Below are 12,639 nucleotides of genomic sequence, written 5' to 3' on the forward strand. Positions count from 1 at the left end.
ATCCTCACACGGCTGCTCACAGGCCCAGGTCCGCCAGCACCGGCAGCCCGGCGCGCACGGCGGCGCGCGCATCGGCCGCGGTGGAGCAGGACACGGCGAGCTGGGCCAGCCTGCGGCACTCGGCCAGGGGAGTGGCGGCCAGCAGCGCGGCGACGTCGGGCAGCGCGCGCGGCGTCATGGACAGCGACGACACCCCGAGACCGACCAGCACGACCGCGAGCGCCGGGTCGGCCGCCGCCTCCCCGCAGACCCCGACCGGCCGGTCCTGCTGGGCGCCGCCCGCGCAGGTGGCCGCGACGAGCTGCAGCACCGCCGGCTGCCAGGGGTCGGACAGCTCCGCGACGGCTCCGAGCAGGCGGTCGGCCGCCATCGTGTACTGCGTGAGGTCGTTGGTTCCGATGCTCGCGAACGCGGCGTGCGCCAGGATCGGGCCCGCCAGGAGCGCCGCGCTCGGCACCTCGATCATCACGCCCGCGACGGGCAGCCCGTGCGCCGCGCACGCCGCGACGAAGTCCTGGGTCTCGTCGACGGTGGACACCATCGGCGCCATGACCCAGACCTGCGCGGTCTCGGTGGCCGCCGCCTGGGCGATCGCCGTCAGCTGGTCGGCGAGCACGTCGGGCTGCCGGGCTGCGGTGCGCAGCCCGCGCACGCCGAGCGCCGGGTTGGCCTCCGGGTCGCCGGCGAGGAAGGGCATCGGCTTGTCGGCCCCCGCGTCCAGCGTGCGGACGACGACCTTGCGACCGGGGAAGGCGGCCAGCACCCGGCGGTAGGCGGCGACCTGCTCGGCGATGCTCGGCGCCTCCTCGCGGTCGAGGAAGGCGAACTCGGTCCGGAACAGGCCGACCCCCTCGGCGCCCGCGGCGGCGGCCGGCGCGGCGTCGGCGGGGTCGCCCACGTTGGCCAGCAGCTCCACGTGGTGACCGTCGGCGGTGTGGCCGTGCCCGTCGAACGTGCGGACCTGTGCGGCGAGCGCCAGGGCCGCGGCCACCTGCTCGGGCGTCGGGTCGATCGTCACGGTCCCGGCGGAGCCGTCCACGAGCACGAGTCCCTCGGCCTGCACCGCGGCGTCCGCGCCCCGCGCCGCGACGACGGCCGGGATGCCGCGGGAACGGGCGAGGATCGCGGTGTGCGACGTGGGCCCACCCGCCCCCGTGACGATGGCGCGCACGCGGTCGGCGTCCAGCGTCGCGACCAGCGCCGGCGCCAGGTCCTGCGCGACCAGCACGAACGGGGTCTCGTGCACCGGCACACCGGGCGCCGGGCGGCCGGTCAGCTCCGCCACGAGCCGGTCGCGGACGTCGGCGATGTCCCGGGTGCGCTCCGCGAAGTAGCCCCCGAGCGCCTCGAACTGGGCGGAGACCGCGGCGGCGGCCTCCCAGACGGCACGCTCCGGGACCAGCCGGTCGTCCACGACCCGCCGCTCCGCGTCGGCGACCAGCATGGGGTCGGCCGCGATCGCCGCGGTGGTCCGCAGGAGGTCGGCGCTGTCGCCCTGGGCCTGGTCGGCGGCTGCGTCCAGCGCCGCACGGACCACCTCGGACGCCGCCGAGATCCGGGTGGCGGCCGCGGCGTAGTCGGTGCCGGGCGGGAGGCGTCGGCCCGCGGGCGGCTCGGGGACCGGTCCCGGCATGAGCACGGCGGGCGCGACGACGCGGCCCGGGCTCACCCCGATCCCGGTGATGACGGTGGGGGACGGCACGTGCGCCGGATTCATCGGACGGGACCTCCTCGTCGACCTCCCGGCAGTGTGGTCCTCGGCGTCCGCACAGTCGACCCGGACACGCGAGGGCGCCGGTCGGCGCCCGGTGTGAGAGGCATCTCAGGGTTAGGCTTGGTCAGGCGCAGACCGCGTCGGACGAGCGGGGGAGTTCCATGAGCAAGGCTGAGCAGATCCTCGCAGCGCTGGGCGGCGACACCAACGTCGTCGACCTCGAGCCGTGCATCACCCGGCTCCGCGTCGAGGTGGGTGACGCCCACCTGGTCGACGAGGTGGCACTCAAGGCCAGCGGTGCGTTCGGGGTGGTGCGGTCCGGCCGCATCGTCCAGGTGATCGTCGGACCCGAGGCGGACCACCTCGCGGCCGAGCTCGAGCGCCTGCGCTGACCGCCCGGGCTCGGCTCGCTCACCCGCGGGGCGCGCGCGCGTCGCTCGAGGGCGGCTCCGCTGCGGGCGCAGGCTCCTCGCCGGCGGCAGGCTCCTCGCCCGCCGCGACCCGGGCGTCGCGCTGGGCGACGACGTCGTGCACCGGGGTGTCGTGCGGGTCTCGGGGACGGTCCTCGGTGTGATCGTCGGCCTGGTCCCCTGACCGGTCCGCAGACCGGTCCGCGGACTCGTCGCCGACCTGGTCGCCGGGCTGCCCCGGCGTGCCCGCCTTCGCCGAGCGCAGCGTGGCCATCAGGTCGCGCTGCCCGGCGAGCGGCACGTCGGCGCGCCCGAGCACGTCCCGCGTGGCGGTGCGCAGCTCGCGGGCGACCTCCCACTGCATGGCGGGTGACGTCTTGACCTTGAGGCGCAGGGTGACGGCGTCCGCGCTCAGGCGCTCGATGCCGGTGATGGTGGGCTCGCCGAGCACGTGGGCGCCGATCACGGGGTCCTTGACCACGCGGGCCGCGGCCTCGGCGAGCAGGGCGCGGACCTCGTCGATGTCGGCGAAGTAGTCGACGTCGATCTCGACGACCGCCGTCGCCCAGCCCTGGGTCTTGTTGCCGACGCGCAGCATGGTCCCGTTCGGGACGTACCAGAGGGTGCCGTCGGAGTCGCGGATCTTGGTGATGCGCAGCGTGACGGCCTCGACGGTGCCGTTCGCCGGCCCCACGTCCACCACGTCACCGACGCCGTACTGGTCCTCCAGCAGCATGAACAGGCCGCTGAGGAAGTCCTTGACCAGGCTCTGTGCCCCGAAGCCGAGCGCCACGCCGACCACCCCGGCCGAGGCGATGAACGGTGCCAGGTTGACGCCGAGCTCGGCCAGGATCAGCAGGAACGCGATGCCTCCGACGACGATCGTCGAGGTGGAGCGCAGCACCGACCCGAGCGTGCGCGCGCGCTGCGCCCGGCGGGCGTTGGACAGGGGGTTGGCCTTGGCCAGCACGGAGCCCACCTCGGTGCCCGCGATCGGCCGCAGGATGCCGCGGTCGACCAGCGAGGTCCCCTCGGCGATGTGGTTGGTGATGCCGCGGATGCTCCGGCGCAGCACCACGAGCACGATGCTGCTGATCACGACGATGATGATGATCTTCAGCGGCAGGCCGACGAACCAGTCGACCCACGACTCCATGGACGTCTTGTCCTTCGGGCCGAGGACCTCGGGGCTCGGGCTCGGCGTCGTCGCCAGGACGGCGCTCATGCCGCGCTCCCGGCCAGGCCCGTCCGCTCCGCGACGAACTGGAGCTGCTCGACGATGAGCCCGATCGTGCGGGACAGCGCCCGTCCGCCGTGGCCGACGCCGCGCTCGCGGCGGACCAGGACGGGCCGGTCGCTGCTGGTCGCCGCCTGCAGGGCCGCGGCGAGCTTGCGGGCGTGCAGCGGGTCCACGCGCGTGTCGCCCTCGAAGACCGTGAACAGCGTCGCCGGGTACGCGGTGCCGTCGACCACCCGGTGGTACGGCGAGTAGCCGAGCAGCCAGCCGAGCTCGGTGGGGTCGTCGGCGTCGCCGTACTCCTCGGTCCACGTGACCCCGAGGCCGAACCGCTGGTAGCGGACCATGTCGAGCAGCGGGGCGGAGCAGACGACGGCGGCGAACAGGTCGGGCCGCTGGGTGAGGGCCGCGCCGACGAGCAGGCCGCCGTTGGACCCGCCCCAGCACGCGAGCCGGTCCGGCGTCGTCCAGCCCTGCGCGACGAGGTGCTCGCCGACCGCGTGGAAGTCCTCGAACACGTTCTGCTTGTGCGCCCGCATGCCGGCGCGGTGCCAGTCCTCGCCCTCCTCGCCGCCACCGCGCAGGTTGGCGACGACGTACACGCCGCCCGCCTCCACCCAGGCGAGGGTGGTCGCGGAGAACGCGGGGTCGAGGGAGATCTGGAACCCGCCGTACCCGTAGAGGATCGTCGGTGCCGGGGCCAGCGGGCGACCGTCGGCGTCGAGGGCGTCCGTCCGCGCGACGACGAACGCGCGCACCGTGGTGCCGTCCGCGCTGGTCACCTCGATCTGCTGGGCGCGGACGTCGGGCAGGTCGGCCACCAGGCCGGGAGGCGCCGCCCACTGCGTGGTCAGGCCGGTGCGGGCGTCGTAGCGCTGCACGCTGGTCGGCGTGGTGTGGTCGGTGTAGGAGAACCAGACCTCGGGACCGCCGTCGGGACGCGTGGCGAGGCCCGAGATGGAGCCCAGCCCGGGCAGGGTGACCGTCTGCGGTCGACGCTCGCCGGTGCGCGGGTCGTGCACGCTGACCTCGGACACCGCGTGGCGACGCCAGGAGGCGAGGAGCTGCGTCGGGGTCGTGTCGTCCCCGCCGCCGTCGATGAACGCGACGTCCTCCAGCACGGCCGTCGGGTCCTGCGCCAGCAGCGTCGTCCAGTGCTCGACGCCGGGCTCGGTGGGGTCGGTGACTGCGAGCCGCCCGCGGGGCGCGTCGAGGTCGGTGTGCACGTACAGCCGACCGTCGCGGGCCACCCAGGCCCCGGTCTGCGCATCGAGCCCGACGGCGACCTCCACGAACCACGGCGCCTCGGCGGGGGAGGCCGCGAGGTCGGCGATCCAGACGTCGGTGCGCGGAGCGGTCCCCGCGGACGCCGACACGATGAGCCAGCGCCCGTCCCGGGAGACGGACACGCCGTAGTAGCTCGTGTGGTCGAGCCCGGCGCCGAAGACCTCGACGTCCTCCGTGGCGGGCGTGCCCAGCCGGTGCAGCCAGACCCGGCGGTGGTACTGCGTCTCGTCCTCGGGGAGCGTCTCCGGGGGCAGCCGGCGGACGTAGTAGAACGCGTCGCCGCCCGGCAGCCACGCGACGGGGGAGTACCGCGCGCGGTCGATCGGCCCGTCCACCAGCTCGCCGGTCGCCACGTCCAGGACGTGCAGCACGCTCTCCTCGGTGCCGCCGGACGACACCTGGTAGGCCACCAGGTGGCCCTCCTTGGACGGCTGCCACGAGTCGAGCGTGGTGGTGCCGGCGGGGTCGAGGACGATCGGGTCCAGCAGGACGCGTTCCGTGCCGCCCTCGGCCACGACGACCACCGCGTGCTCCTGGTCGCCGGAGCGTCGGGAGAAGAACCGGCGCTCGCCGCGCCAGGCCGGCGGGCTCACGAACCCCGCGCCGAGCAGCGAGCGCAGCCGGTCCGTCAGGACGTCGGTGGCGAACGCGCCGGTGGCGTGGAGCTGCTCGCGGTACTGCGCGTACAGGTCGTCCTGTGCGGCCGACCACGCCTCGGTCGGCTCGGACGACGCGTCCTCCAGGTCGCGGAACGGGTCGGCGACGAGGTGCCCGTGCAGGTCCTCGACGAGGTCGCGCCGGGGGGCGGACGGGTACGTGCGCAGAGCGGGTGCGGTCATGGTCCGCAAGGCTACGACGCGAGCCGAGCAGGGCGTGCGAGTGACGCAGTCGGGAGCGTTCGTCCTGCGTACGGGCGGGAGCCTCTGGCAGGATCGGTCTGTGAAAGACGATCCTGGTACCGCGTCCGACGACCTGCTACGCCTCGCCGGGGCCTACGGGGTGGTCCCGGATCACTGGGACTTCCACGGGCAGAACCGCCGTGCCTCGGCGGCCACGCTGCAGGGCGTCCTCAAGGCGCTCGGCGTCGACGCGTCGTCCCCCGAGCGGGTCCAGCTGGCCATCGCCCACGTCGAGGACATGCCGTGGCGCCACGTCCTGCCCCCCGTGCTCGTCGTGCGCGAGGGGCGCCACGCCCACGTGCCCGTGCACGTGACGCACGGCGACCCCGTCACGATGTGGGTCGAGCTCGACCCCGAGGTGGGCGGTGGCCGGCGTCAGATCACCCAGGCCGACGTCCCCGTCGAGCCGCGCACGGTCGACGGGCGCCTGGTGGGGCGCGCCACCTTCACCCTGCCGACGGACCTGCCGCTGGGCTGGCACGAGGTGGTCGTCGAGGGTCCGAGCGCGAGCGCGCACAGCCCGCTCGTGGTCACGCCGTCGCGGCTCGACCTGCCGCACGCCCTGCGCGAGCGCCGGGCGTGGGGGCTCATGGCGCAGCTCTACTCGGTGCGGTCGCGCGCGTCGTGGGGCGTCGGGGACCTGGCCGACCTCGCGGAGATCGCCTGGCTGGCGGGCCGCGAGCTCGGCGCCGACTTCCTGCTCATCAACCCGTTGCACGCGGCCGAGCCGACCGTGCCCCTGACTCCGTCCCCGTACCTGCCGACCACGCGCCGGTTCGTGAACCCGCTGTACATCCGCGTCGAGGACGTCCGGGAGGCCGGGTACCTGTCGTCCGCGGACCGCACCCTCGTCGAGTGGGCGGCCGAGCCGGTGCTGGCGAGCGACGACGACGCCGGACCTATCGACCGCGACGCGGCCTGGACCGCCAAGCGGGCGGCGCTCGAGGTGGTGTTCGCGGCACCGCGGTCGGCTGCGCGGCAGGCCTCCTTCGACGCGTTCGTCGCGCAGGAGGGCAGCGGGCTGGAGACGTTCGCGCTGTGGTGCGCGCTCGCGGAGAAGTACGACGGCGCGCCGCAGTGGCCGGACGCCGCCCTCGACCCCTCGTCGGCGCTGGTCGCCGACCTGCGGGTGGAGCTGGCGGACCGCGTCGAGTTCCACCTGTGGCTGCAGTGGGTGGCCGACGAGCAGCTCGCCGCCGCCCAGCGCGAGGCGCTCGAGGGCGGCATGGCGCTCGGGATCATGCACGACCTGGCGGTGGGGGTGCACCCCGAGGGTGCGGACGTCTGGTCGCTCGGGGACGTGCTCGCCCGCGGGGCGAGCGTTGGTGCGCCCCCGGACATGTACAACCAGCAGGGGCAGGACTGGTCGCAGCCGCCGTGGCGTCCCGACGCCCTGGCCCGCGCCGCCTACCGGCCGTACCGGGACATGCTCCGCACGGTGCTGCGGCACGCGGGTGCCATCCGCATCGACCACGTCATCGGGCTGTTCCGGTTGTGGTGGATCCCCGAGGGCGCCAGCCCCGCGGACGGCGCGTACGTGCGGTACGACCACGAGGCGCTCGTCGGCATCCTGGCGCTCGAGGCGCACCGGGCCGGTGCCGTCGTCATCGGCGAGGACCTCGGGGTCGTCGAGCCCTGGGTGCGCGACTACCTGTCCGAGCGGGGCATCCTCGGCACGTCGGTGCTCTGGTTCGAGCGCGACATGCACGGCGCGCCGCTCCCGCCCGAGCAGTACCGCGAGCTCGTGCTCGCGACGGTCACGACGCACGACCTGCCGCCCACCGCGGGGTACCTCGCCGGTGAGCACGTGGCGATCCGGGAGCGGCTGGGCCTGCTCAGCGACCCGGTCCACGTGGTCCGGGCCGCCGCGCAGGCGGAGCGCGACGAGATGCTCGGCGTGCTGCGGGACCGTGGTCTGGTCGGCGACGACCCGTCGGAGCGCGAGATCGTCGAGGCGCTGCACCGGTACGTGATGGCCACGCCGTCGGCGCTGGTCGGCGTGTCGCTGGCGGACGCGGTGGGGGAGCGGCGCGCGCAGAACCAGCCGGGGACGGACCAGGAGTACCCGAACTGGAAGGTGCCGCTGGCGGACAGCTCGGGGCGGGTGGTGCTGGTCGAGGACCTGTTCACCAACCAGCGCCTGCGCTCCCTGGCGGCCGTGCTCAACAGCTGATGGGCGGGCTCGCGCCCCGTCGCGTCCGGGTGGTGGGCAACTCCGGGTCCGGCAAGACGACCTTCGCGAGCCGCCTCGCCGCGGCGCTGGGCGTCCCGCACGTCGAGCTCGACGCCGTCTTCTGGGACGCGGGCTGGACCAAGCGGGACCCCGACGAGGCGCGGTCGATCCTGCGCGAGCGCACCGCGGGCGGCGCCTGGGTGACCGACGGGAACTGGACCAGCCAGCTCGACGGCCTGCTCGGCGATGCCGACGCGGTCGTGTGGCTCGACTTCCCCCGGCGGACGGTCATGCCGCGGGTGATCCGCCGGACGCTGCGGCGCGGGCTCCTGCGCACCGAGCTCTGGCACGGCAACCGGGAGGACCTGCGCAGCCTGCTGCGCCGCGAACCCGACGAGAACATCGTCCTGTGGTCGTGGACCCAGCACTCCGAGTACCGGCGCACGTGGCAGGCGTTCGCCGAGTCCGCGTCCGTGCCGGTGATCCGCCTGCGCAGCCCGCGCGAGGCGCGCCGCTGGCTGGCCGGCCTCTAGTCCGAAGACCTGGTCCTACCAGGCGCGACCAGGTCTTCGGGCTGTCGGGCACGCGACAGGCCCGCACCCCCCGAGGGATGCGGGCCTGTCCGGTCGGCGGCGCTCAGGCGCGGCGGGCGTCCGCCTGCTGGGCGGCCAGCGCGCGGCGCACCCCGTCGCGTGACTCCAGCACCAGCCTGCGCAGCGCCGGCGAGGCGTCCGGGTGGCCGTCGAGCCACGCGTCGGTGGCCCCGAGCACGTCGACCGACGCGTCGTCAGCCAGCTCGGTCGGGTACAGGCCGACGACGATGTTCTGCGCCATCTCGTTGGTCTTGTCCTCCCAGACGCGCTCCAGGCCCGCGAAGTAGGGCGCCACGAACGGCACCAGCAGGGCGCGGTCGTGCACCCGGCCGAAGCCCGCGATCGTCGCCGCCTGCAGCGCGTTCGGCAGCCCGTCCTCCTCGACGACGGCCGCCCATGCGGCCGCCTTGGCCTCGGCGGTCGGCACGGCCGCGCGTGCGGCGGCCGCGGCGCGCTGACCCGTCGCGGTGGCGTCGTCGGCCAGCTGCGCGGCGATGTCGGGCTCGCCCGCGCGGCCGCCGGTGACCAGCGAGGTGAGCAGCTCCCAGCGCAGGTCGGTGTCGATCGACAGCCCCTCCAGCGTCGCGTGACCGTCCAGCAGATCGCGCACGGCGTCGAGCTGCTCGGTCGTCGCGGCACGGCCGGCGAACACCTTGACCAGCTGCAGCTGCGTGTCGGATCCGGCCTCGGCCGCCCGGGCGAGCGCCAGCAGCCGGTCGGCCGCGGCGATCTCCGTCGCGGACCGGTGCTCGGGCGCCACGTACAGGTCGAGCGCGGTGGACAGCTGACGCAGCAGCACGAGCACCACGGACGAGTCGGTCTCGTGCGCGATGTTGTTGAGCACCAGGTCGACGAAGTCGCGCGCCGGAGTCTCGCCGTCGCGGGTGGCGTCCCAGGCGGCGGTCCACACCAGCGTGCGCGGCAGCGAGTCGTCGAACGACCCGAGCAGGTCGATCGACGCGGCCAGCGACTGCTCGTCCAGGCGCACCTTGGCGTAGGCGAGGTCGTCGTCGTTGACCAGCACGAGCGCCGGACGCCGCACGCCGACGAGCGCGGGCACCTCGGTGCGCGCACCGTCGATGTCCAGCTCCACGTGGACCGTCCGGACCAGTCGTCCGGTGGCCGCGTCGAGGTCGTAGCCGCCGATCGCGAGGCGGTGCGGGCGCTGCACGGGGTAGTCGGCCGGCACCTCCTGCAGCACCGCGAACGACGTGATCACGCCGTCGCCGTCGACCTCGATCTCCGGGCGCAGCAGCGTGACGCCGGCCTGCTCCAGCCAGAGGGCCGACCACGCGGACAGGTCCCGGCCGCTGGTGGCCTCGAGCTCGGTGAGGAAGTCGCGCAGCTCTGTGTTGCCCCAGGCGTGCTTGGCGAAGTAGGAGCGCACCCCGGCGAAGAACTCGTCCTGCCCCACCCACGACACCAGCTGCTTGAGCACGCTCGCGCCCTTGGCGTAGGTGATGCCGTCGAAGTTCACCTCGACGTCCTGCAGGTCCCGCATGTCCGCCACGATCGGGTGCGTGGAGGGCAGCTGGTCCTGGCGGTAGGCCCAGTTCTTCTCCAGCGACGAGAACGTCGTCCACGCGCTGGTCCAGCGGGTGGCCTGCGCGGTCGCCAGCGTCGACATGTACTCGGCGAACGACTCGTTCAGCCACAGGTCGTCCCACCAGCGCATGGTCACCAGGTCGCCGAACCACATGTGCGCCAGCTCGTGCAGGATCGTCACGGCGCGGCGCTCGATGGTGGCCTCGGGGACCTTGGAGCGGAAGACGTAGGACTCGAGGAACGTCACCGCGCCGGCGTTCTCCATGGCCCCCGCGTTGAACTCGGGGACGAACAGCTGGTCGTACTTGGCGAACGGGTACGCGACGCCGAACGCGCGCTCGTAGAAGTCGAACCCGGCGCGGGTGATGTCGACGATGTTGTCGGTGTCCAGGTGCTCGGCCAGCGACCCGCGGCAGTAGACGCCCAGCGGGATGGTGCGCCCGTCCTGGCTCGTCAGCTCGCGGTGCTCCGCGTGGTACGGGCCCGCGATGATCGCCGTGATGTACGACGAGATGCGCGGCGTGGTCTCGAACGTCCAGGTCGCGGTGCCCTTGTCGGCGCCGCCGTTGCGGTTGGTACCGCCCTCCACGACGGCGGGCATCCCCACCTGCGGGTAGTTGGACACCACGGTCCAGTGGGCGGGAGCGGTCACCGTGAACGTGAAGGAGGCCTTGAGGTCGGGCTGCTCGAACACGGCGAACACGCGCCGGGAGTCGGCCACCTCGAACTGGGAGTACAGGTAGACCTCGTCGTCCACGGGGTCGACGAACCGGTGCAGGCCCTCGCCGGTGTTCATGTACGCCGCGTCCGCGACGACGACGAGCTCGTTGCTGTCGGCGAGGTCGTCCAGCCGGATCCGGGAGTCGGCGACGACGTCGGCGATATCCAGCGCGCGCCCGTTGAGGGTGACCTCGTGGACGGTGGGGGCGATGAGGTCGATGAACGTGCTCGCACCCGCGGTCGCCCCGAATCGCGCGACGGTGCGCGACGAGAAGGTGGTGGGACCAGTGGTGAGGTCGAGGGTGACGTCGTACGACTCGGTACGCACGACACCGGCGCGCTCGCGCGCCTCTGCACGGGTGAGGTTCTCTCCAGGCACGCAGGTACTCCTTGGGACGCGATCGGCACGGCTCTTGGCCGGGTTGATCATCGCACGCAGGCGCCCGCGCCCTAGGGTCGTGCCGTGCAGGCGACCTACGACGCCGTCATCGTCGGCGGCGGCCACAACGGCCTCACCGCCGCGGCCTACCTGAGCCGCGCCGGACGGTCGGTGCTCCTGCTCGAGCGCGCGGACCACGTGGGCGGAGCCACCGTGTCGGCGCGGGCGTTCGACGGGGTCGACGCCCGGGTCTCGCGCTACTCCTACCTCGTCTCGTTGCTGCCGCGCCAGGTGCGCGACGAGCTGGGGCTGCGCGTCGACCTGCGCCGCCGGCGGATCTCCTCCTGCACGCCCGCCCCGGGGGGCCGGGCACTGGTCGTGGACACGGGGGACGACGCGGCGACCGCGGCGTCGTTCGCCGACGTGGGAGCCGGTGCCGACGTCGCCGCGTGGCGGGCGTTCGGCGCGCGGACCGGGTTGCTGGCCGCGCGGCTCTTCCCGACGATGACCGAGCCCCTGATGTCGACCGCGGACGCCCGACGGCTGCTGGGCCACGACGACTGGCGCGACCTGGTCGAGCGACCCGTCGGTGAGGTGGTCGAGGCGACGTTCACGTCGGACCTGGTGCGCGGGATCGTGCTGACCGACGCCCTCATCGGCACCTTCGCGAGCGTCCACGAACCGGGCGGCCGTGCCAACCGGTGCTTCCTCTACCACGTGGTCGGGGGAGGGACCGGCGACTGGGACGTACCCGTCGGGGGGATGGGCGCGCTCGCCGGGGCGCTCGAGGCCGCGGCCCGCGCCGGCGGCACCCGCATCGTGACGTCGGCCGACGTCACCACGATCGTGCCCGGCTCGGCGACGACCGCCGCGGAGGTCGGGTGGACGGACGCCGAGGGAGGGCAGCACGCGGTCGGCGCCCGCCACGTGCTCGCGGCCTGCGCGCCCGCCGTCCTCGACCGGTTGCTCGGCCGCGCCCCGGGACAGGCGCCCGAGGGCGCGCAGCTCAAGCTGAACATGCTGCTCACGCGGCTGCCCCGGCTGCGGTCGGGGGTCGACCCGCGCACGGCGTTCGCCGGGACGCTGCACGTGCACGAGTCCGCCACCGAGCTCGAGGCCGCCTACCGGCAGGCCGCCGTCGGCCGGGTCCCGGACGTGCCACCGGTCGAGACCTACTGCCACTCGCTCACCGACGACTCGATCCTCGGCCCCGACCTGCGCGCGAGCGGGCACCACACGCTCACGGCGTTCGGCCTGCACATGCCCGCCCGCCTGTTCGCCGCCGACCCGGACGGCGCTCGCGAGCGCGCGCTCGGCGCCACGCTGCGGTCGCTCGACAGCGTCCTGGCGGAGCCGCTCGAGGACTGCCTCGCGCGCGACGCGACCGGTGCGCCGTGCCTGGAGGTCCGCAGCCCCGTCGACCTGGAGGCGGACGTCGGCCTGCCCGGCGGGCACATCTTCCACCGGGACCTGGCGTGGCCCTGGGCGGAGCACGACGACGAGGTCGGCACCTGGGGCGTCGAGACCGCGGACCCGCGGGTGCTGGTCGCCGGTGCCGGAGCGCGTCGGGGCGGCGGCGTGAGCGGCATCCCGGGGCGCGCGGCCGCGCTGGCGGTGCTCAGCACGACGTGACGACCTGCGGGAATGCCGCGGTGCCGGAGAATGGTTGGGTCAGGCACCGA

Annotated in this window: 7 protein-coding genes and 1 pseudogene; 4 read left to right on the top strand and 4 right to left on the bottom strand. The window is 74.4% G+C overall.

The features are described from left to right. Positions 1-16: 16 nt before the first annotated feature. On the bottom strand, positions 17-1,717 hold the full coding sequence (gene ptsP / locus KG102_RS05865) for a phosphoenolpyruvate--protein phosphotransferase (protein ID WP_208289287.1): 1,701 nt from the start codon (positions 1,715-1,717) through the stop codon (positions 17-19). A gap of 146 nt (positions 1,718-1,863) precedes the next feature. On the opposite strand from ptsP, the pseudogene KG102_RS05870 reads away from it, so the two are divergent. After that, a pseudogene (locus KG102_RS05870) lies at positions 1,864-2,106 on the top strand (glucose PTS transporter subunit EIIB); the annotation flags it as partial. A gap of 19 nt (positions 2,107-2,125) precedes the next feature. On the opposite strand, the gene KG102_RS05875 reads toward KG102_RS05870, so the two are convergent. Together KG102_RS05875 and KG102_RS05880 are read right to left on the bottom strand one after the other, a co-directional pair. Further along, on the bottom strand, positions 2,126-3,349 hold the full coding sequence (locus tag KG102_RS05875) for a mechanosensitive ion channel family protein (RefSeq protein ID WP_208289286.1): 1,224 nt from the start codon (positions 3,347-3,349) through the stop codon (positions 2,126-2,128). Continuing rightward, on the bottom strand, positions 3,346-5,487 hold the full coding sequence (locus KG102_RS05880) for a prolyl oligopeptidase family serine peptidase (protein WP_208289285.1): 2,142 nt from the start codon (positions 5,485-5,487) through the stop codon (positions 3,346-3,348). Before KG102_RS05880 ends, KG102_RS05875 begins: the two co-directional genes overlap by 4 nt. Before the next feature lie 100 nt (positions 5,488-5,587). Between KG102_RS05880 and malQ the strand changes: the two genes are divergently transcribed. After that, on the top strand, positions 5,588-7,720 hold the full coding sequence (malQ, locus tag KG102_RS05885) for a 4-alpha-glucanotransferase (RefSeq protein ID WP_249667488.1): 2,133 nt from the start codon (positions 5,588-5,590) through the stop codon (positions 7,718-7,720). A gap of 32 nt (positions 7,721-7,752) precedes the next feature. Continuing rightward, the gene (locus KG102_RS05890) at positions 7,753-8,253 is read left to right on the top strand and encodes a P-loop NTPase family protein (RefSeq protein WP_249667489.1); all 501 of its coding nucleotides are present in this window, start codon (positions 7,753-7,755) and stop codon (positions 8,251-8,253) included. Between the two features lie 103 nt (positions 8,254-8,356). Here KG102_RS05890 and pepN read toward each other — a convergent pair whose 3' ends face one another. Continuing rightward, complete coding sequence (pepN, locus tag KG102_RS05895) at positions 8,357-10,957, bottom strand: aminopeptidase N (protein ID WP_208289282.1); 2,601 nt, start codon at positions 10,955-10,957, stop codon at positions 8,357-8,359. Positions 10,958-11,041: 84 nt separating this feature from the next. Between pepN and KG102_RS05900 the strand changes: the two genes are divergently transcribed. Next, positions 11,042-12,589 carry a phytoene desaturase family protein gene (locus KG102_RS05900; protein ID WP_208289281.1) on the top strand — a complete coding sequence of 516 codons (1,548 nt, stop codon included), beginning with the start codon at positions 11,042-11,044 and terminating at the stop codon, positions 12,587-12,589. The last annotated feature ends 50 nt before the right edge of the window (positions 12,590-12,639 follow it).

The sequence above is a fragment of the Cellulomonas fengjieae genome, from assembly GCF_018388465.1.
In the GTDB taxonomy this organism is placed as follows: domain Bacteria; phylum Actinomycetota; class Actinomycetes; order Actinomycetales; family Cellulomonadaceae; genus Cellulomonas; species Cellulomonas fengjieae.

Bases quoted from the DNA above. Each gene is read 5' to 3' on its own strand.
- KG102_RS05875 (WP_208289286.1), bottom strand. From the start codon at position 3,349: ATGAGCGCCGTCCTGGCGACGACGCCGAGCCCGAGCCCCGAGGTCCTC.
- KG102_RS05880 (WP_208289285.1), bottom strand. From the start codon at position 5,487: ATGACCGCACCCGCTCTGCGCACGTACCCGTCCGCCCCCCGGCGCGAC.
- ptsP (WP_208289287.1), bottom strand. From the start codon at position 1,717: ATGAATCCGGCGCACGTGCCGTCCCCCACCGTCATCACCGGGATCGGG.